The following is a 20683-nucleotide window of genomic DNA, read 5'->3' on the forward strand; positions in this document are numbered from 1 at the left end:
TGCGCAGAAGGTCGTGTAACCCGCAGATCCGAGCCGAACGCCCACAAGCGAGACAGCTCCGTGCCACTCCCGTACGGTTCCGGGAACGCCCGCCGCGCTCGGTCCATCGCCCGTGTCGCCGCGTGACGTCCCGTCGTGCACACCGCGGTGCACGCAGACGAAGGAGTCGACATGCTGGTCATTCTCGGATTCGCGATGATCCTCACCTTCATGGTGCTGATCATGACGAAGCGCCTCACCCCGATGGTGGCGCTCATCATCGTCCCCACGGTCTTCGGGCTGTTCGCCGGCGCCGGACTCGGGCTCGGCGACATGGTCATCGAGGCGATCGGCAGCCTCGCTCCGACCGCCGCCCTGTTGATGTTCGCGATCATGTACTTCGGGATCATGATCGACGTCGGGCTCTTCGACCCGCTCGTGCGGTTCATCGTCCGTGCGCTGGGCAACGACCCGGCGAAGATCGTCGTCGGTACGGCCCTCCTGGCGGGCGCGGTGTCACTCGACGGCGACGGGTCGACGACCTTCATCGTGACGACCGCCGCGATGCTGCCGATCTACCTGCGGCTCGGCATGAACCCGGTCGTCCTCACCTGCGTCGCCGGGCTCGCGAACGGCACGCTGAACATCGTCCCGTGGGGTGGGCCGACCGTCCGCGCCGCTTCGGCCCTGGGTGTCTCGCCGACCGAGATCTTCGTCCCGATGCTGCCGTCGCTCGCCGCCGGCCTCGTCCTCGTGTTCGCCTTCGCCTGGTTCCTCGGGCTGGGGGAGCGCAAGCGCCTCGCGGGCGTCGACCTCCTCGGCGACGGTGCCTCCGGCGTCGCCGCACCGGGTTCGGGTTCCGGGCCCGCCGACCACCCGCTCACCGGCGGCATGTCGACGACCTTCTCGACCAGTGCCCGTGGGCGCCTCGCGACCCTCGTCCGCCCCGACGACACGGCTATGGCCGACACGATGCTCGACCCCGAACGCGACACGCTGCGCCCGCGCCTCATCTGGGTCAACCTCGTGCTCACGGTCGCGGTCATGACGCTGCTCGTGCTCGACCTCGTGCCGTTGCCGTACGTGTTCATGGTCGGCACCGCCATCGCCCTCCTGGTGAACTTCCCGAGGCTCGCGCAGCAGTCCAAGGAGATCGTCGCCCACGCCCCGAGCATCGTCGGCGTAGTCTCGATGGTGCTCGCGGCCGGTGTGCTGATCGGCGTCCTCAACGGGACCGGCATGGTCTCCGCGATGGCCGACTGGATCGTCGACATCATCCCGACGGAGCTCGGTCCGTTCCTCGCGGTCATCACCGGGGTGCTCAGCATCCCGATGACGTTCTTCATGAGCAACGACGCGTTCTACTTCGGCATCCTTCCGGTGCTGGCCGAGAGCGCTTCGACCTTCGGCATTGAACCGGTCGAGATGGCGCGCGCGTCGATCACCGGTCAGCCGGTCCACCTGCAGAGCCCGCTCGTGCCGGCCATCCTCCTGCTCGTCTCGCTCGCCAGCGTGAACCTCGGCGACCACCACAAGAAGGTCCTGTGGCGCGCCGCGATCGTCTCGCTCGTGATGCTCGTCGTCGGCGTGCTCGTCGGCACCATCCCGTTCGGCTGACACCGGCGGGCGCCGAGGCTCAACGCGTGGTCGTCCAGTCGAGGTTGACGATGTCGCCGATGTAGATGTCGAGTCCGAGGCCGGGGATCGACGGGTTCATGCGGAGCAGCTGCTGCTGCGGCAGGTCGAAGCGCTGCGCGATGTCGAAGAACACGTCGCCAGCGACCACCGTGTAGGTGAGCGGGTTGCCCTCGGCGTCCGAGACGACCGGGCCGAGCGCGCCGTCCCGCGGCCCGAGGTCGAACGCGGGGCCCTCCGGAAGGGGTTCCGCCGGTTCCGCCGGCGCGTTCGGCACGATCGGTGCCGGCTCAGGAGGCAGGGCGTCGCGCGCGGTCGAGGTGGGCACCGGGGCGACCGAGGGCGACGGGTCGGGCTGCTGGGTGACGACCACCGTCACCGGAGGCGGGGCCGGCTGCGAGACGCAGCCGCTCAGGGCGAACAGACCGGCCACGCCGATCGCGAGGTTCCGGGCGTACGCCAGTGCACGTCGACGCCCGGTCGATTCCTTCGGCCCCACAGCGCATCCCCCCAGGATGGACCAGGCCCGCAGCGCGGTCGGCTGGGCTCGGTCGAACCCTCAGCCTACGGCGAGGCGCGGCGAGTCCGAGCAGGGCTAGCCCCGAAATCGCGAGCGCCGGAGGCCCTCCAGTAGGCTGCTGGAACGCGCATCGAAGGAGAGCCATGACGGAGCAGGACATCGACCGGACCGGAACGGGAACCCCCGCGGCAGGACCGTCCACCGGCTTGCGATGGGGCATCCTCGGCCCCGCCGGTGTCGCGAAGAGCTTCACCGCCGACCTCCGACGGCACGGCTTCGACGTCCGGGCCGTCGCCTCGCGATCCGCCGAGACCGCAGCCGCGTTCGCTGCCGAGTTCGACATCCCGAACGTCCACGTAGGGTACGAGGCGCTCGCCGCCGACCCCGAGGTCGACGTCATCTACATCGCGACCCCGCACCCGTTCCACGCCGAGCAGGCGGTGCTGGCGCTCGACGCCGGGAAGCACGTCCTCATCGAGAAGCCCTTCACCCTCAACGCCGCCGAGGCGCAGGCGGTCGTGGCGCTCGCCGCGGAGCGCGGCCTGGTCGTCCTCGAGGCGATGTGGACCCGGTTCCTCCCGCACATGGTCCGGCTCCGCGAGTTGCTCGCCGACGGCGTCATCGGACAGCCGCGTAGCCTCGTCGCCGATCACACCCAGCTGCTCTCGGACGACCCGGAGCACCGCATGAACAACCTCGAGCTGGGCGGCGGTGCGCTGCTCGACCTCGGCGTGTACCCGGTCTCCTTCGCGTCGTCCGTCTTCGGGACCCCGACGACGATCCAGGCCACGGCCGCGCTCCGCGACACGGGGGCGGACATGCAGGTCGCGACCCTCTTCGGCTACGCGGACGGCCAGGTGGCGAACACCCTGTCGGCGAGCAACACCGTCGGCCCGAACCGCGCGGCCATCGTGGGCACCGACGGCTGGATCGAGTTCGACCGCGTCTGGTACACGGCGACGACGTTCCGGGTGTTCGGCACCGACGGCGAGGTCGTGGAGACCTACCGTTCCGAGGTGGACGGCCGCGGGATGCACTTCCAGGCGTGGGAGCTCGAACGGCTCGCCTCCGAGGGCAAGCTCTCCGGTGACATCATGCCGCTCGCCGAGACGGTCGCGATCATGGAGACCCTCGACGAGGTCAGGCGCCAGATCGGCGTCCGGTACCCGGGCGAATGACCCGAGGCGCCTGAACACGCGGGTCGAGACCGATCCGTCGTGCCCGAGCGCCCTCGTGCAACTCGATGGCGTCGCTGTAGTGCCCGATGAGGGCGCTGCTGACGCTCTTCCAGCTGCGCGGCAGGACGCCGGCCCGAGCTGCGGCACCGAACGCCGCCCGCTTCACCTCGTCGCCCACGAGGTCCTGGACGAACCCGCGCAGCTGTTCGAGCCTGCCGGGTTCGTAGAGCCACCCGGTGCGGCTGGAGTCGACGAGGTCCACCGGTCCGCCCCGACCGGTCGCGACCACGGGTACCCCGGAGGCCATCGCCTCCTGGATGGTCTGGCAGAAGGTCTCCGACTCGCCGGGGTGGACGAACACGTCCAGCCCGGCCATCGCGACCGCCAGCTCCTCGCCGCCCAGGAATCCGGTGAAGACCGCGTTCGGAAGTCGCTGTTCGAGCGAGGCACGCAGCGGCCCCTCGCCGACGATGACGAGCTTCACGCCCGGGAGTCCGCCGAGCACCGCGAGGTCCTCGACCTGCTTCTCGGCTGCGAGTCGACCGACGTAGCCCACGATGCGCTCGCCGCCGGGAGCGATGGACCGACGCCAGGCCTCGCTGCGCCGTTCCGGGGAGAACCGGACGGCGTCGACGCCCCGCACCCACAAGCGGACCCGCGGGATGGCGTGCGCCTCCAGCTGCGCGATCGACTGCCGTGACGGCGCGAGCGTGAGCGTCGACCGGCCGTGGAGGCGCTCGACGTGTTGCCACAGCAGCGCTTCGGCGACCGGGAACCCGTACCGTCCGGCGTAGGCCGGGATGTCGGTCTGGTACACGGCCACGGTCGGGACGCCCAGGCGCTCGGCGGCCTGGACACCGCGCCAGCCGAGGACGAACGGCGAGGCCAGGTGCACCACGTCAGGGCGGAAGCCGCGGAGGAGCTCCGTGATCCGGCCGACCCCGCCGGCGGCGACCCGCACGTTCCGGTAGCGGGGCAGCGGGATCGACGGGACGCCATCCACCCGGAAGCCCTCGTGGAGCCGTGGCGTCGAGGCTCCGGCGCCGGGGGCGACGACGAGCACCTCGTCCCCTCGGTCCGCGAAGTGCTCCATGATGCGGAGCAGGGAGTGGGTGACGCCGTTCATCTGCGGCAGGAACGACTCGGTCACGATTGCGATCCTCACACCCACGATGCTCCGCGTCGTACGGGTCGCAGCGGTGCCCGGCGGGCGACGTGTCGGTGACCATCGGGTGACATCGCGGTGCCGCGCGATGAGGCGCAGCCTGCTTTACTTATCGCATGAGTGCTGGTGGATTCGGAAGCGGCGGCGGGATCGCGTCGGAGCGGATCGAATCCTTCTCGTACACCCCGGCGCGGCGGCTGCGGCCGAACGCGAAGGTCCTGCCTGAGCATGCCCGCGGCCACAACCGGGCGCTCGTGCTCCAGACCCTCTTCGCCAGCGGGGCCATGAGTCGCGCCGACATCGCCCGAGCCACCGGCCTGACCCGGGTGAGCATCTCCGACCTCGTCGCCTCGCTCATCGCGGACAACCTCATCGTCGAGGTCGGGCTCCGCGAGACCTCTCGCCCGGGCAAGCCCGCCACGCTCATCGACATCAACCGCGACGAGTTCCAGATCGTCGGCCTCGACCTCTCCGACACCGAGGTGTTCCGAGGCGCGGTGCTGACGCTCGACGGCGAGGTCGTGACCATGCTCGAGGTGCCGCTCGACGGCGCCACGGGGGCGGACGCGATCGCGAAGGCCGTCGCGCTCGCCGCGGACCTCGTCGAGGAGGCGACGGTCGAGGTGCTGGGCATCGGGGTCGGTTCGCCCGGCGTCGTCGACATGACCGGCACGGTCCGCAGCGCGCCGAACCTCGGCTGGACCGACGTCGACCTCCAGGGGGCGATCGAACAGGTCGCCCAGGTACCCGTCCTCGTCGCGAACGACGCCAATGCCGCCGTCCTCGCGGAGTACAGCTTCGGCGGGGCGGACGGCGACCTCATGCTCGTGAGCGTCGGGAACGGCGTCGGGGCGGGGCTGCTCGTGGGCGGTCACCCGCTCTTCGGGAGCCGGTTCGCAGCCGGTGAGATCGGCCACGTGGTCGTCGGCACCGACGGTGGACCATTGTGCGCCTGCGGGAAGCGTGGGTGCCTCGAGGCCTGGCTCGCCGTGCCGCACCTGCGCGAGCTCCTCGCGGCGGCCGAGGCGAGCGATCTTCCGACCGCGGAGGTCGAGCAGCGTCGCGAGGAGATCCTGCGCGCGGCAGGGGAGCGACTCGGTGTCTCGCTCGCCGCGATCGTCGGTGCGCTGAACCTGTCGGAGATCGTCGTGAGCGGCCCGGAGGAACTGCTCGCCGGCGTGCTCCTCGACGCGGCGATCGAGACCGTGCGGGCGCGCACGATGACGGAGTTCCACGGCGGCGTGCAGATCCGGATGAGCGAGCAGGGCGCCGACATCGTCCTGCGGGGCACCGCGGTGATGGTGCTCTCCGGCCTCCTCGGCGTCTCCTGACCCTCGGACGACGCGCGCGTCGCACATTTCCTCGGCGGACTCGGCGAAAAACCGCACCGCTTCCCGGTGTTTCCACTACCGGGCACGTATGGTGCAAGTGTGTGGCGGCTAGAGAAGAGACGGGATGACGGCGACGTGACGTCCGGAGTCGAACGGGAAGCAGCGGAGGCGCAACTCCGCGAGGGTCCCGTGGCGGCATCGGCAGGCGTGGTCGACACGGCGCTGCACGCCTGGCGTCAGCAGCTCAGCACGGTCGGCGGCCCCTCGCCGCTGCTCCACTTCGTGGACGCCCCGACGACCCGGGTGGAGCTCAGCTCGACGCATCCCGGTGGTCTGCCGCAGTTCATCTCGGGCAAGTCGACGCTGCTGTCGAACCTCATCCGCGACGAGATCGCGCTCCGCGGAGCGAAGCGCGCCGCCGATCGCATCACGACGAAGGGCATCGAGCTCTCCACCGTCCGCGGCATCGACGCCGTCCACCTCGCCGTCGGTCTCGCCCAGTGGACGCATCAGGGCGAGGACTTCAGCGCGCCGGTCCTGCTCCGACCGCTGGCCATCCGCCGGTACGGTCGCGACTTCGAGGTCAAGCTGCGCGGTGCCACCACCGCGAACCCGGAGCTCGTCCGCGCCCTCCGCGAGCAGTTCGGCATCGTCCTCGATCCGGACGAGTTCGTCGCACTGAGTGAATCGGGTGGCGTGTTCAAGCCGCAGCCCGTCATCGACCGCCTCCGCTCGCTCGCCGCCGGGCTCGAATGGTTCACCGTCCAGCCGCGTCTGCTCGTCTCCTCCTTCGCCGCCGTCGGTCACTCGCTGCTCGACGACGCCGCCAAGCTCGACCACCCGATCCTCGACGCCGTCGCCGGCGACGAGGGGGCCATCGGCCTCGTGCGCAGCAGCTTCACGCCCGTCGACGCGCCAGGCCAGGACGACCGCCCGCCGTCGACCGACACCCTCCTGCTCGACGCGGACGTCGAGCAGGAGAACGTCATCGCCCAGATCGGCGCCGGCAACTCGCTCGTCGTCACGACGCTGCCGGGCACCGGCGGGACGCAGACCATCGTGAACGCCATCGGCGTGCTCGCTTCGCAGCATAAGCGAGTCCTCGTCGTCAGCCCCCGTCGCTCCACGCTGGAGGGCATCCGCCACCGCCTGACCAAGGTCGGTCTGCCGGGCCTGTGCGCGTCGCCGTCGACCCTCCGTCGCGACCTCATCCAGGCGATCACGCGCAACGAGCGGGCGATCCCGCCGCAGGTCGGCGAGGTCGACGACGCGCTCGTCCGGCTGCGTCGGGTCCTCATCGACTACCGCACCTCGCTGCAGGCGAAGGACCCCGATCTGCGGGTCTCGGTCATCGACGCACTCGAAGCGCTCTCGAAGCTCTCCAAGCTGCCGCACCCTCCGGGAACCCTGGTCCGACTCGACCGCCAGACGCTCGTCGGGCTCGCAGCGGGCCGCTCCCGCGCGGCAGAGGCGCTCGAGGGCGCGGCCGCCCTCGGTGAATTCCGCTACGGACCGGGCGACTCGCCCTGGTACGGCGCGTCGTTCGACACGACCGCGGAAGCCCAGGAGACCCATGACCTCGCCAAGCGCCTGCACCGCAAGGATCTGCCGCAGTTGCTGGAGCGTGCGTACGGCCTCATCGGGCAGACGCAGATGCGGCCGTTCGAGTCCATCGACGAGCTGGGCATCTACCTGCGACTCCTCGCGGACATCCGTGAGACACTCGACCGCTTCCAGCCGGACGTCTTCGACCGGTCGCTCGCCGACCTGATCGTCGCAACGAGCCCGCGGAAGGACTCCGCCGCGATGTCGTCGGCGAGCCGCCGGCGACTCAAGGCCCTGGCCAAGGAGTACCTGCGGCCCGGCGCACACGTGCCCGACATGAACGCCGCGCTCCGCCGGATCCAGCAGCAGCGCACCCTGTGGCAGCGCTACGTGACGACCGGCGCGCCGCCCGAGGTGCCGCTCGGTATCGCGGACGTCGAGCAGGCGTACCAGACGGTCGCAGCGAAGCTCGAGCTGGTCGACCAGCCGCTCGGCATCGCCGACACCCCGGACCGCCTCGGACGCCTCGCGATCCCGAGTCTCGTCCGCACGATCTCCGAGCTCGCCGCCGAGTCGGAGGTCCTCCACAACCTCCAGGAGCGCACTGCGATCCTCGCCGGCCTCCGCGAGCAGGGTCTTGGCGAGCTCATCGTCGACCTGTCCCAGCGGCACGTGCCGCGGACGCGCCTGGCCGACGAGCTCGAACTCGCCTGGTGGCAGTCGATGCTCGAACTCGTGCTCACCGAGGACCGCGGTCTGCTCGGCGCGAACACGAGCGTCGTCGAGCGCCTCGAGTCCGACTTCCGACTGGTGGACGAGGCGCATGCGTCCGCGTCCGGGCAGCTCCTCGCCTCGCTGCTGGCCGACACCTGGAAGATCGGTCTCGTCGACCACGCCACCGAAGGTATGGCGCTCCGCTCGCTCCTCAAGCGCGATCGACCGCTCCGAGCGGCCGAGCTCGAGCAGGCGGCTCCGACGCTGTCCCGCGTCCTCGCGCCGGTCTGGCTCGTCTCGCCGTACGAGGTGCCTCGCATCCCAGAGAGTGCGTCCTTCGACGCCGTCTTCCTCGTCGACGCTGGAGCGACGCTCCTCGCCGAGAACGTGGACGCCATCCGTCGTGCGCGTCAGGTCGTCGCCTTCGGTGACCCCGTGACGCAGAGTCCGTCACCCTTCGAGATCCGTCTGACGGATCAGGAGGCGACGCCCGAGCAGCACGCCGACGTCGCCGAGCTGCACCGTGAGTCAGCGCTCGAACAGCTGAGCTCGGTCCTGCCGACCCTCATGCTGACGCGCTCCTACCGCGCGGGAGGCGAGGACCTCGCCGAACTCGTCAACGAGCGGTTCTACGGTGGTCAGATCGATTCCCTGCCCTGGGCGGGTTCGTTCCTGGGCCACGGCAGCCTGAGCCTCGACTACGTGCCCGGCGGGCTCGGCATGCCCGACCCGGTCACCGGAGCGGTGGAGAGTGTCGACGTCGAGGTCGAACGGGTCGTGGAACTCGTCCTCGAGCACGCCTCGAACCGCCCGAAGGAATCCCTGATGGTCGTGACCGCGAGCGACAAGCACGCGGTCCGGGTCCAGCAGGCGGTCCTCGCAGCGTTCTCCCGTCGTGCCGACCTCTCCGATTTCCTCCTGCGCGAGCGGGCTGAACCGTTCACCGTCCTGACACTCGAGCAGTCCGTGGCCGAGAGCCGCGACCGCGTCATCTTCTCGATCGGGTACGGCCTCACTCCACACGGACGGGTCCTGTCCGACTTCGGCGCGCTGGGTCAGCCCGGCGGCGACCGGCTGCTCGCGGTCGGCATGACGCGCGCACGGCGGTCCATGGTGATCGTCTCGTGTGTCCGCCCCGAGGACCTCGACCAGAACCGGATCCAGCACGGCATCCTCGCGCTCGCACGCATCCTCACGGACACGTCGCGCCGCGCCTCCGAGGATCAGGCGACGCACGAGGCCGAGCCGATGCTCGTCGACCTCGCGACGCGCCTCGAGACACTCGGGATGCGGGTCGACATGGGCTACCGCGGCAAGCTCGCCCTGGTCGCCTCATGGGGTGGCCGAGCCGTCGTCGTCGAGTGCGACGAGGAATTGGGTGACGCGAGCCTCCGGGAGTCGCTGCGGCTCCGCCCCGACGTCCTGCGCCGCCTCGGCTGGCACTACGTCCGCGTGCACAGCTTCGACCTCTTCGCCGACGCCGAGGCGGTGGCGCAGCGCGTGGCCGGTGTGCTCGGGCTCAACACGACCGAGCACCTCGACACCGCGCCGATCGCCGTGCAGGTCCCACGCCACTGATGGTCGGACACTGATCATGCAGGACGATCAGGAGCCACGGATCGTCCGTCCCCGAGGATCGAGGCGGGCGATCCGCCCCGGTGCTCCCGGGACGGATCCCGCGCCGCAGCTGCCGGCCGATCCCGTCAAGGCTGCGGAGGACACCGACGCCGCTTGGGGCGGAGCCGCCAAACCCGCTGGCGGCGGTGGCAACGACGACGAGCTGCAACGCAACGTCCCGCCCCACTGGTGAGCGGGACGGGACGTCGGTGCTGCTCGACGAGTCGGACTAGCGGCCGTCGGTCGTGTCGTCGCGAGCGGGCGGCAGCGGAGCGCTCGTGCCCGTCTTCAGCACGTCGCGGATCTCGGTGAGCAGCGACAGCTCGCTCGGTGCTGCCGGCTCATCAGCGATCGTCGGCTTCGTCGTGACGCGCTTGAAGTGGTTCATCGGCAGCACGATGACGAAGTAGACGACGGCGGCGACCAACAGGAACTGGATGGTCGCGCCGATGAACGCGCCGAAGTGGATGACGGCAGGGTCGCCGTCGACCGTCGGGATGGAGACGTTGAACGCGTCGTTCAAGCTCTCCGCGCGGAAGAGCGCCCCGAGCAGCGGGTTGAAGATGTTCTCGACGAGCGAGTTGACGATGGCGGTGAACGCGGCCCCGATCACGACGGCCACTGCCAGGTCGATCACGTTGCCGCGGAGGATGAACTCCTTGAAGCCTTTGAGCATGGGGTCTCCCTGAGGATCGGGGATGGACAGGACCCTGGCTACGCTACCGGCTCAGGACGCGGCGCTCCCGGCGGAGGCCGGTGTGGCGCTGGAGCCGGAGCTGGAGGAGCCGCCCGAAGAGGAGGAACCGCCCGTGGTGTCCGAGGAGGACGAGCTCGACGACCCCTCCGAGGACTTCGAGGAGGCCGGGATGGAGCTCGAGCCCCTGCCTGCACCGGCGCGGGAGTCCGTGCGGTAGAAGCCGGAGCCGTTGAACGTGACACCGACCGCGCTGAACAGCTTGCGCAGCTTGCCGGAGCACGCCGGGCACTCGGTGAGGGAATCGTCGGTGAAGGACTGCTGGACGTCGAAGGCGTTGCCGCACTCGGTGCAGCGGTAGGCGTAGGTGGGCACGGGGTCTCCTGGGATGTGGTGGGTCGGCGCGCTCAGCGGCGCGGTCTGACCTGGTCGAAATCGAGGATGCGGCTCGGGGTCACGGCACCGCCGACGGGTTCGTCGTGGATCTCGCTCGGGACCTCGTCGAGGATCTCGGTGTCGTACAGCACGGCGTAGACGGGAGGGCAGCGCTCCATCGAGCCGAGCGTCTTGTCGAAGTACCCGCGACCCCAGCCCATGCGCATGCCGTGGGCGTCGACGGCGGCCGCGGGGACGAGGATGAGGTCGACGTCGTTGATCGCGATGGGGCCGAGGGTGGTACCCACGACCTCGGGGGTGCCGGCGAAGCCCACCGTCTCGATGCCCTCTTCGCCGATCGTCCAGTCGAGGAGCCCGTCGGTGCGGGTGATGGGGAACAGGATGCGGATGCCCGCCTCCTGCGCCCATTGCAGGAAGGGCCTGGTGTCGGGCTCACTCGGGGAGGAGAGGTAGCAGGCGATCGAGCTCGCGCCGAATCGGGAGACCAGGGCTCGGAGGTTGTCCGTGAGGCCGGTGGTCGACCGTTCCTTCTCGAGGGAGGTGAGCAGCTCCCGCCGCTCACGGAGCTCGGCGCGCAGCGCTCGTTTCTCGTGTTCGGCGGGGCTCGTCATGCGACCCATTCTAAACGGCTCGTCGTCGCGCACGGCTCGTTGACCGACGCCCTACTCGACATCCGCCGCCTCGTCCAGGGGTTCGGGGGATTTCACCCTCGATCGAGGGGGTATTCGGGTACTTCACCGACTCCACACGATAGGTTTTTCCTCATGACCACTCGTGTTACCAAAGCAGTCATCCCCGCAGCAGGTCTCGGCACCCGGTTCCTTCCGGCGACGAAGGCCCTGCCGAAGGAGATGCTCCCCGTCGTCGACAAGCCGGCCATCCAGTACGTCGTCGAGGAGGCCGTCAGCGCCGGGCTCGCCGATGTGCTCATGATCATCGGCCGCAACAAGAACGCGCTCGCGAACCACTTCGACCGCGTGACCGAGCTCGAGCTCAACCTCGCGAAGAAGGGCGACACCCAGCGCCTCGAGAAGGTCAACGAGTCGAGCGAGCTCGCCGACATCCACTTCCTGCGTCAGGGAGATCCGAAGGGCCTCGGCCACGCCGTCCTGCGGGCCAAGCGCCACGTCGGCCACGAGCCCTTCGCCGTGCTCCTCGGCGACGACCTGATCGACGCCCGCGACGTCCTCCTCGAGCGCATGCTCGACGAGCAGGACAAGCGGAACGCGACGATCATCGCCCTCATGGAGGTCGACCCCGATTCGATCCACATGTACGGTGCAGCAGCCGTCGAGGCCACCGACGATCCCGACGTCGTGCGGGTGACCGGCCTCGTCGAGAAGCCCGCGAAGGAGGACGCCCCGTCCAACCTCGCCATCATCGGTCGCTACGTGCTGAAGCCCGAGGTGTTCGAGATCCTCGAGCGCACCGAGCCGGGCAAGGGTGGCGAGATCCAGCTGACCGACGCGCTCCAGGAGATGGCCGCCGACGTCGAAGGCACGGGCGGCGTCTACGGCGTCATCTTCCGTGGCCGTCGCTACGACACGGGCGACCGCCTCGACTACATCAAGGCGATCGTGCAGCTCGCGGTCGACCGCGAGGACCTCGGTCCCGAGCTGCGTCCGTGGCTCAAGGACTTCGCCGGGGACCTCGACTGACTCCAGCCGACGACACACGCCGCGCCCCGGGTCCGCAACAGCGGATCTCGGGGCGCGATGCTGTCGACGACGTGGTGTCGGTGCATCGGTGAGCGCTCCACTAGGCTCACCACAGAACGCGAGAGGGGTGGCACGGTGGCGCAGGTCGTACCCGTTCTGAGCAGTGGGCGAGTGAGCATCCGGCCGATCAAGGTCCGTGACGCGAGGCCGCTCGAGCGCGAGCTCGCGGAGAACCGAGCCTGGTTGCGCCGCTGGGAGGCGACGAGTCCCTACGGCCCGGTCCCGGCCGACAGCCGTGCGGCGATCCGGTCGCTGCAGAACCACGCGCGCTCGGGCGCGGGCCTTCCGTTCGTCATCGAGGTCGACGGGGAGTTCGCCGGCCAGCTCAACGTCTCCGGCATCACGTACGGATCGCTGGCCTCGGCGTCGATCGGCTACTGGGTCTCCCAGCGGTTCGCGGGTCTCGGTGCCACACCGATCGCGACCGCTCTGGCCACCGACCACTGCTTCACCGCCCTGCAGCTCCACCGGTTGGAGATCTGCATCCGGCCCGAGAACGCTCCGAGCCTGCGGGTCGTCGAGAAGCTCGGGTTCCGGTACGAGGGTCTGCGCCGCCGCTTCATCCACATCGACGGCGACTGGCGCGACCACTTCTGCTTCGGCCTCGTCCGCGAAGAGGTCCCGGGCGGCGTCCTCAACCGGTGGTTGGACGGCCAGGTCCCGAAGGACGCGTGTGTGATCCCCGAAGCCGACCGTCTCGCGGCCGCGTCGCCGTTCCCCACTCGCTGAGCAGGTAGCCGTTTTCCCCCTCCATCCGGGGACACACCCACCTGTTGATCGGTCTCAGGTCATCGACCCGCTACGGTCAGGGACATGGACGGCGGATTCCTGAGCGGTGGGGTGATCATTCTGGTCGCAGCGATGCTGTGGCTGGTGTACCTGGTGCCGTCGTGGGTGCGCGACAGTCAGTTCTCGGCCAGCGAGCGCAACGCGATCCGGCTGCAGCAGACGCTCCGTGTGCTCGCCGAGACCGCTGAGGTCCCGGAGGCCGTCCGGCTCGAGGCGACGTCGCGTGAGGTCGCCGCGCAGCGCAAGCTCCTCAAGCAGCTCGAGGCCAGGACGAAGGCGACGGCCGAGGCCGCGGCACGTGTCGAACTCGCCGAAGCCGATCGGATCCGTCGCGAGGAGGAGGCCAGGGCCGTGCAGGCCGAAGCCGCCGCCCGAGCCGCGGAGGACGCTCGTCGCGCCGCCGCTGCCGCAGCCCGTGCCGTGCAGCGCAACGCCCGGGCGGCGAAGCTCGCGCGGAGCCGTCGTCGCTCCAGGCTGCTCGCGACCACCGTGTTGGTCGCCTCCATCATCGGGTTCTGCTCCGGCGTGACCGCGTTCATCGCAGGCGGCGGTCTCGTCCTCGGTATCTCGTCCACGGTCGTCGGGCTGCTCGCGCTCTCTGCGCTCTCCCGGATGTCGCGCATCGCCCACCGTGCCGTCGCACCGGTACCGGCGGTCGCGGTCACGACCAGGCGTGTCGAGTCGGCGCTCTTCGAGTACAACGAGCCCGTCAAGGCGGCGTCGCAGGCGCAGACCTGGACCCCGACGTCCATCCCGAAGCCGCTCCACCTCTCCGAGGGCTCGTCGGCTGCCGCCGAGCTGGCGAAGGCCGACGCCTACGACCGCCTGCGTCAGGCGGCCATGCAGGAGGCCATCGCGTCCCGCGCCGAGCGTCTCGCGCCGGTCGTACCGACGATCGTCCGACGTCCGGAGCCCGTCGCCGCTCCGCAGCCCGAGCGCGTCGAACCGCAGTCGGCCCCGAGTCGTTTCGCCTCGATGGGCGTCATCGACGAGGGCGAGATCGCCGCCGGCGGATCCACCCTGTTGCAGCGTCGCCGCGCCGCGGGCTGAGTCCCGACCGCGCCCGTCCGGTCGTTCATGAACCGGTCACCGGCGACGGATAGACTCGTCGAGGGGGTTCGTCGCTCGGTTCTCGTCGGCGCCCTGGAACGCGAAAGGTGACCATGGGCGTGTGGCGGAAGAGCCGGCGGAAGCCGATGAAGCCCTACGTCGCGCCCCCTGAGGTGGCTCCGCCGCCGGTCGAGCACGCGGTCGAGGAAGGCCTCCTCATCGCGCGGTCCTGGACCGTGGTCGAGGTCACGAACTGGATCATCGAGCGTGCACTCCGCGACGGTGCGTCCTACGACGCCGAGGCGACGCAGGCGGCTGTCCGGCGCGAGCTGGGTCGCATGGCGGACGAGCAGGAGGAGTACGCGGACCTGGCACGGGAGGCGCGCCAGACGGCGTTCCAGCGGCGGGGGAGCGCTCGTCATCAGCACGACTACCGCGCTGGCGACCTGAGTGCCCTGTCCCGTCGCCGCGAGGTGTACTCGGGGCTCGCCGCCGAACTCCGTCGGGTGAGCAAGGACGAGGAGTTCGTCGCGGGGATCGCGGAGTCCGCTCGTGAGCGTGCGTGGGGCGACCTGGAGCGCGCCATCCAGGCGAAGCTCGACCGGGTCCTCGACGAGCCGGTCGTCGACGAGCACTATCGCCGTGCCCGGAGCCAGCGGCTCCGCTGGTTCCGGGATCTCGACCTCGCTGCCCTCATCGCCGCCAATCCCAAGGACGGCAGCATGCCGGTCGACGACGGCCCGAACCCCTACGAGGACTAGCGCGGTCGGTTCGAAACGGCTCGCCGGTTCTGCTAGCCTGGACGAGTAGTTGGGCCCATGGCGCAGTCCGGTAGCGCACCTCGTTCGCATCGAGGGGGTCAGGGGTTCGAATCCCCTTGGGTCCACCAGCTGCAACGACAACCCCGCGCCTCACGGTGCGGGGTTGTCGTGTTTCCGGGTGTCGGCAGCGTCCTGTCCCGTGTCGGCGGCGCCCCGCGTCCTGTACGGTCAGGGGCACGGCGCCGCTTCGGTTCCCGTGAACGGGACGAGCAGTCATGCCAGCAGCATCCGAACCGACCGTGCAGCACGACGCCGTCCTCGGGGTGATCGGCACCTCGCTGAAACCAGACGAACGACGCGTGCCGATCCACCCGGCGCACTTCGAGCGCATCCCGGAGGAGTTCCGGTCACGGATCGTCGTGGAGCACGGCTACGGTGCCCGGTTCGGTGTCTCCGACGAGGAGATCGCGCCCTCCGTCCGCTCGTTCGCGACGCGCGCCGAGGTCATCGCGCAGGCGGACGTCGTCCTGTTGCCGAAACCGCAGCTCGAGGATGTCCAGGAGCTCCGCGACGGGCAGACACTCTGGGGCTGGCCGCACTGCGTCCAGGACACCGCGCTGACGCAGCTCGCGATCGACAAACGGCTCACGCTGATCGCTTTCGAGGCGATGAACCACTGGGCCGCCGACGGCAGCTTCGGCTTGCACGTCTTCCACAAGAACAACGAACTCGCCGGCTACAGCTCGGTGATCCACGCGTTGGAACTCTGCGGCTCCACCGGCAGCTACGGCCGTCGCCTGACCGCCGTGGTCATCGGCTTCGGCGCGACCGCCCGAGGTGCGGTGACCGCGCTCAACGCCCACGGGATCCACGACGTGCGCGTGCTCACCAACCGCCGCGTCGCGGCGGTCGCGGCGCCCATCCACTCCGCCCGCATGATCCAGTTCGACCACGATGACGGCCCGTATCTGAGCGAGGTCATCACCGACGAGGGTCGCGTGCCACTCGCGCCCTTCCTGGCGGAGAGCGACATCGTCGTCAACTGCACCCTGCAGGACCCCAACGCACCACTGCTCTACCTCCGTGAGGACGACCTCGGCGCGTTCCGGCCCGGGAGCCTCATCGTGGACGTCTCCTGCGACGAGGGCATGGCCTTCGAGTGGGCGCGCACGACCGGATTCGACGACCCGATGTTCACCGTCGGGCCCGGGGAGATCAACTACTACGCGGTCGACCACAGCCCCTCGCTGCTGTGGAACTCGTCCAGCTGGGAGAACAGCGAGGCGTTGCTGCCGTTCCTGCCCACCGTCCTGGCCGGCCCGGCCGCCTGGGTCGACAGCCTGACCGTCCAGCGGGCCGTCGAGATCCAGGACGGCGTCATCCGCAACCCTGCGATCACCGAGTTCCAGCACCGTTCGGCGGAGTACCCGCACGAGGTCCTCCCGGGCTGATCGGTTCTCGGCCGAGCGTTCAAGCAGCGGGCCGCGGCGGGCCTCTCGGTGAACCACTGACGGAGGCATCGCGCCCGGGAGGCCTCTCGCGGGCACTTCGACAGGCTCAGTGACCGGGGGTGGTCCACCCGGAACCCTCCGGTCCTCGAGCAATCGTTCCCCGCTCCCTGAGTGACCCCTTCCGGTCCCTGAGCCTGTCGAAGGGCACACGGGCGACCACACGAATCCGGCGCTGTTCACCCGGTCCCTGCGCCTGTCGAAGGGCACGCGGAGAACCTCACGAATCCGGCGCCCTCCCTCCGGTCCCTGAGCCTGTCGAAGGGCCCACGGAGGACTCCACGAATCCGGCGCCCGTTCTCCGGTCCCTGAGCCTGTCGAAGGGCACACGAACAACTTCCACAGTCACCCTCACTCGGCATCTGGAATGTCAGTGGTCCATGGTGGACTTGTCCCATGACCGAGACCACCCTCACCGCGACCCGCGTCGGCGACGACTACGCCGCGCAACTCGCGGAGTTCTCGGACGAATACGCAGAGATCCAACGGCTGCGGGCAGCCCTCGACGCGCGTGAGGCCCGGCTCCTCGCCCGCTCCGCCGCCTACGCGGACGCCTTCGCCGACGCCACGGTCCCGGCGATCTTCCCGCCCGCGGAACGCCAGGCGCTCTCTCGTCGTTCGACGTGTGCGGCGCTCGCGATGGCGACCCGCACCCCTGAGCGGACCGTGCAGCGTGCGACGAACGACGCCGAGCGGCTCGTCAACGACGCACCGGCCGTGCTCGCCTCCCTCGAGGCAGGGCGTATTTCGGCGCGGCATGCGCAGACGATCATCGACCAACTCAGTGACGTGCCGACCGCGGGGCGGGCGGTGTTCCTCGCGGAAGTCTTAGCGGTCGCGGAGGAGTCCACCAACGCGAACCTCCGCAGGCGCGCCCGCGTCCTGCGCGAGCGCCTGCACCCGGAATCGATCACTGCGAGAGCGGTCCGGTCCGAGGCGGACCGCCGGGTCGAGTTCGAACCGGCAGCGGACGGCATGGCGTGGGTGCACCTGTTCACGACGGCACCCATTGCGCAGGGCATCCTCGAGCGCGTCGAAGCGGCCGCCGCGGAGTCACGTAAGGCCGGTGACACCCGCACCTGCGCCCAGCTGCAGGCGGACGCCCTCGCGGCGCTCGCCCTCACCGGCGTCACACCGGAAGACGTCATGTCGAGCCCGGTCCTCCCGCACCCGATCGAGGTCCAGGAGCACATCAAGCCGACCGTACAGATCACGGTCCCGGCGCTCAGCATGGCCGGCGTCTCCGATGCACCCGGCATGCTCGACGGCTACGGCCCCATCGACCCTGAGACCGCCGCACGCATCGCGGTGAACGCACCCAGCTTCACCCGGATCCTGGTCCAGCCGGAAACGGGTGCGGTCCTGTCCGTCGGGCGGCATCAATACCGCGTTCCGGCCGACCTCCAACGGGCGGTGCGGTTGCGGGACGGCACTTGTCGGGCACCTGGCTGCGGGAGACGGGCCCGGGCTTGCGATCTCGATCATTCCGTCGCCTGGGAACACGGAGGCACCACAGATGTGGGGAACCTCGCGTGCCTGTGTCGACATCACCACCGCCTGAAGCACCTGCCGGGGTGGAACCTCGACCACGGACCGGGTGGGGTCCTCGAGTGGACGACACCTGACGGCAAGCAGTACCGGACGGAACCAGACCCCGCACCGTTCTGACCCCCGCCGGTCCCTGAGCTGCGCCGCACTTCGACAGGCTCAGTGACCGGGGAGGACGGGCTCAGTGACCGGGAGAGGTGCACTTCGACAGGTTCGCTGACCGTGTGTGGGTGAGTCCGGAAGGCTCTGGTCCCTGAGCTTGTCGAAGGGCAGCCGGGTCGCGCCGGCTCAGCGACCGGGCGAGGCGTGCCTGGGTGTTCCGGGCCCCTGAGCCTGTCGAAGGGCGCTCGGGCGTGGCACTCCCGGGTGGCTGCACGGCCTGAGAGGTTCGTGGCAGGCCGCGCAAGCGGTCGAGCCCGGCATGCACCCGCCCCTACGCTGGACGCTTGCGCCGTACGGCATCGGTCGGCGGAGGAACACATGGTGCACGACCGACTCGAGGAGGCATGGATGTTCGTTTGGCAGAGCTGGTGGGGTGTCGCCGCAGCGGCCGGGATAGCGCTGATCGCAGCGCTCGTCGTCATCGTGATCGTGTCGGTCTCCTTCCGGATGGCGGCGCGACGGAGCGAGTGGCCGGGAGCGCTCGCCGGGAGTGCCCGTCACCCCTTCCGGGCCCTCGTGATCCTGGTGGCCGTGTGGCCCGCGGTTGCGGCGACGCTTCCCGATGAGACCGCCCGTGGGTTCATCGACCAGACCTTCCGGATCGCGGTCATCGCCGCGGCCACATGGCTGGTCGCCGCACTGCTCGCCTTCGTCATCGGGCTCGGCCAGGCGCGGTACCGCATCGACGTCCCGAACAACAAGGTCGCCCGCCGCATGCAGACGCAGCTCGCGCTCGTCCGTCGCTTGGCGATCGCGGTCGTCGTCATCGTGGGTGTCGCCTCGATCCTCCTGACGTTCCCCGGCGTCCAGGGCGTCGGAGCGAGCGTGCTGGCCTCCGCCGGTGTCGTGAGCATCGTCGCCGGCCTCGCCGCGCAATCCGTCCTCGGGAACGTCTTCGCCGGGATCCAGCTCGCCTTCAGTGACGCGATCCGCGTCGACGACGTCGTCATCGTCGAGGGGGAGTGGGGCCGGATCGAGGAGATCACCCTCACCTACGTCGTCGTCGGCATCTGGGACGACCGCCGCATGGTGCTCCCCTCCACCTACTTCACCTCCACGCCCTTCCAGAACTGGACGCGGAACACGAGCGAGCTGCTCGGATCGGTCGAGTTCGACCTCGACTGGTGGGTGAGCCCCGCGGTCATGCGGACCGAGCTGGAGCGCATCCTCGACCGCACCGACCTCTGGGACGGCCGGGCGCAGGTGCTGCAGGTCACGGACGCCGTCGGCGGCTACGTGCGCATCCGCATCCTCGTCACCGCGGTGGACGCCCCGACCCTCTTCGACCTCCGGTGCCTCGTGCGCGAGCAGATGGTCGAGTGGATCCTCGCGCAGAACCCGTCGGCGATCCCGCGCAACCGGGTGCAGATGGTCGAGCAGGAGCCTCGTCCGGAACCGAAGCGCGGCGGTCCGGTGACCGAGCCGGTCGGGCTGTTCAGCGGCAGTGCCGAGGCCGAACAGCGCGCGAGCCTCTTCACGTCGTCGATCACCCTGCCCGACCTGGACGACGAACCCGAACGCTGACCGTCGCGCGGCCGGGCGCGTGTGCACCGAATCGTTGTCGTTCCGGCGATCCTGTATGCGCTTCCCATCGCTACCATCAAGGGAACCTCGCCGGGTGACCTGCCGGCGGGCCGTCGGCGCTGCTGCCGACGTGAACGGACGGCGCCGGCCCGAACCCCGGCGACGGCATGCGAAGGAGACCGCGCGTGAACGACGACACCCTCTTCCTCACCGATGAGGACACCGCCGTCCCCGGCGAACGCCCGGAGCAGCGTCTCGAACGACGCTCCGCGTCCGTCCTCAAGCACCGACTCCTCGAGCAGGAACGCAAGCAGTTCGAGGAGTCCCTCGCGTCGGCGAAGGCGGACGGCGCCCTCGAACGCGCAGCGGCCCTCATCGTCTCCGCTCGGCGACGCTTCCTCATCGGGGCGTCGAAGTCGTTCACCTACGCGTCCCTCCTCGCCGCAGACCTCAGCTACGGCCTCGCGAACGTCACACTCATCGACGGGACCATCGTGCGTCCCCTCGACGTCCTGAGCGACGTGCGGACGAGCGACGTCATGATCGCCGTGTCGCTGCAGCGGTACCGGAAGTACACGATCGACTCCGTCGTCCCGTTCGCCGAGGCGGGAGGCAGTCTCGTGCTCATCACCGACGCGCCGAACGCCCCGCTGACCCCGTACGCCGACGAGACGATCGTGCTCGGCCGTGCCGAGGACGGGCACCCGAGTTCCTCGATCGGGATCGCGCTCACCCTGCACGTCCTCGCGACGCTCACGACGGCCAGCGCCAAGGGCGCCGGCCGACGGGCGGTGGAGCGGGAGCGCCTCGCCGAGACGCTCGGGGTCTATGTCTCCGACGAGGACTGAG

The 20683-nt window shown here is 70.0% G+C and carries 18 protein-coding genes and 1 tRNA gene; 14 read left to right on the plus strand and 5 right to left on the minus strand.

The genetic code is table 11. The features are described 5' to 3' along the window. The first annotated feature begins 171 nt into the window (after window positions 1–171). On the plus strand, window positions 172–1596 hold the full coding sequence (locus BWO91_RS06465; RefSeq protein WP_064296549.1) for a CitMHS family transporter: 1425 nt from the start codon (window positions 172–174) through the stop codon (window positions 1594–1596). Window positions 1597–1615: 19 nt separating this feature from the next. On the opposite strand, the gene BWO91_RS06470 is transcribed toward BWO91_RS06465, so the two are convergent. Further along, a complete protein-coding gene (locus BWO91_RS06470) occupies window positions 1616–2113 on the minus strand; it encodes a LysM peptidoglycan-binding domain-containing protein (RefSeq protein ID WP_079001925.1) in 498 nt (165 codons plus the stop codon). 164 nt (window positions 2114–2277) lie between these two features. On the opposite strand from BWO91_RS06470, the gene BWO91_RS06475 reads away from it, so the two are divergent. Continuing rightward, window positions 2278–3312, plus strand: a complete 1035-nt coding sequence (locus BWO91_RS06475) for a Gfo/Idh/MocA family protein (RefSeq protein WP_079001926.1) — start codon at window positions 2278–2280, stop codon at window positions 3310–3312. Here BWO91_RS06475 and BWO91_RS06480 read toward each other — a convergent pair. After that, complete coding sequence (locus BWO91_RS06480; protein WP_079003863.1) at window positions 3275–4477, minus strand: glycosyltransferase family 4 protein; 1203 nt, start codon at window positions 4475–4477, stop codon at window positions 3275–3277. The genes BWO91_RS06475 and BWO91_RS06480 overlap by 38 nt on opposite strands. 116 nt (window positions 4478–4593) lie before the next feature. Between BWO91_RS06480 and BWO91_RS06485 the strand changes: the two genes are divergently transcribed. The 3 genes from BWO91_RS06485 to BWO91_RS06495 all read left to right on the plus strand — a co-directional run bounded on the left by BWO91_RS06485 (window position 4594) and on the right by BWO91_RS06495 (window position 9877). After that, entirely contained in the window at window positions 4594–5808 is a 1215-nt protein-coding gene (locus tag BWO91_RS06485) for an ROK family transcriptional regulator (RefSeq protein WP_079001927.1), read from the plus strand. Between the two features lie 135 nt (window positions 5809–5943). Beyond that, window positions 5944–9645, plus strand: a complete 3702-nt coding sequence (locus BWO91_RS06490; RefSeq protein ID WP_240555700.1) for an AAA family ATPase — start codon at window positions 5944–5946, stop codon at window positions 9643–9645. A 16-nt stretch (window positions 9646–9661) separates the two neighbouring features. Beyond that, entirely contained in the window at window positions 9662–9877 is a 216-nt protein-coding gene (locus BWO91_RS06495; RefSeq protein ID WP_064296545.1) for a hypothetical protein, read from the plus strand. Between the two features lie 36 nt (window positions 9878–9913). Here BWO91_RS06495 and mscL read toward each other — a convergent pair whose 3' ends face one another. Genes mscL through BWO91_RS06510 form a run of 3 tightly spaced genes read right to left on the minus strand, consistent with a single transcriptional unit; the run spans window position 9914 to window position 11385 of the window. Continuing rightward, window positions 9914–10360: a large conductance mechanosensitive channel protein MscL gene (gene mscL, locus BWO91_RS06500; protein ID WP_064296544.1), complete on the minus strand. Its 447-nt coding sequence runs from the start codon at window positions 10358–10360 to the stop codon at window positions 9914–9916. A 51-nt stretch (window positions 10361–10411) separates the two neighbouring features. Beyond that, window positions 10412–10753, minus strand: a complete 342-nt coding sequence (locus tag BWO91_RS06505; protein WP_079001929.1) for an FmdB family zinc ribbon protein — start codon at window positions 10751–10753, stop codon at window positions 10412–10414. A 32-nt stretch (window positions 10754–10785) separates the two neighbouring features. Next, window positions 10786–11385, minus strand: coding sequence for a 5-formyltetrahydrofolate cyclo-ligase (locus BWO91_RS06510; RefSeq protein WP_064296593.1), 600 nt, complete (start codon window positions 11383–11385; stop codon window positions 10786–10788). Between the two features lie 153 nt (window positions 11386–11538). On the opposite strand from BWO91_RS06510, the gene galU reads away from it, so the two are divergent. The 9 genes from galU to BWO91_RS06555 all read left to right on the plus strand — a co-directional run bounded on the left by galU (window position 11539) and on the right by BWO91_RS06555 (window position 20682). Continuing rightward, a complete protein-coding gene (gene galU, locus BWO91_RS06515) occupies window positions 11539–12432 on the plus strand; it encodes a UTP--glucose-1-phosphate uridylyltransferase GalU (protein ID WP_079001930.1) in 894 nt (297 codons plus the stop codon). Window positions 12433–12567: 135 nt separating this feature from the next. After that, entirely contained in the window at window positions 12568–13221 is a 654-nt protein-coding gene (locus BWO91_RS06520) for a GNAT family N-acetyltransferase (RefSeq protein WP_086474356.1), read from the plus strand. Window positions 13222–13305: 84 nt separating this feature from the next. Then, on the plus strand, window positions 13306–14331 hold the full coding sequence (locus BWO91_RS06525; protein ID WP_079001932.1) for a hypothetical protein: 1026 nt from the start codon (window positions 13306–13308) through the stop codon (window positions 14329–14331). Between the two features lie 107 nt (window positions 14332–14438). After that, window positions 14439–15092, plus strand: a complete 654-nt coding sequence (locus BWO91_RS06530; protein WP_147427088.1) for a hypothetical protein — start codon at window positions 14439–14441, stop codon at window positions 15090–15092. Between the two features lie 51 nt (window positions 15093–15143). Continuing rightward, window positions 15144–15220, plus strand: a tRNA-Ala gene (locus BWO91_RS06535). Between the two features lie 147 nt (window positions 15221–15367). Then, on the plus strand, window positions 15368–16543 hold the full coding sequence (locus BWO91_RS06540; protein ID WP_079001934.1) for a N(5)-(carboxyethyl)ornithine synthase: 1176 nt from the start codon (window positions 15368–15370) through the stop codon (window positions 16541–16543). 453 nt (window positions 16544–16996) lie between these two features. After that, window positions 16997–18268, plus strand: coding sequence for an HNH endonuclease signature motif containing protein (locus tag BWO91_RS06545; RefSeq protein WP_079001935.1), 1272 nt, complete (start codon window positions 16997–16999; stop codon window positions 18266–18268). A gap of 390 nt (window positions 18269–18658) precedes the next feature. Further along, window positions 18659–19834, plus strand: a complete 1176-nt coding sequence (locus tag BWO91_RS06550) for a mechanosensitive ion channel family protein (protein WP_071261262.1) — start codon at window positions 18659–18661, stop codon at window positions 19832–19834. Between the two features lie 185 nt (window positions 19835–20019). Beyond that, the gene (locus BWO91_RS06555; RefSeq protein ID WP_205847582.1) at window positions 20020–20682 is read left to right on the plus strand and encodes a MurR/RpiR family transcriptional regulator; all 663 of its coding nucleotides are present in this window, start codon (window positions 20020–20022) and stop codon (window positions 20680–20682) included. Window position 20683 lies beyond the last annotated feature (1 nt).

Origin of the sequence: Plantibacter flavus, assembly GCF_002024505.1 — a bacterium.
GTDB classification, from domain to species: Bacteria; Actinomycetota; Actinomycetes; order Actinomycetales; family Microbacteriaceae; genus Plantibacter; species Plantibacter flavus_A.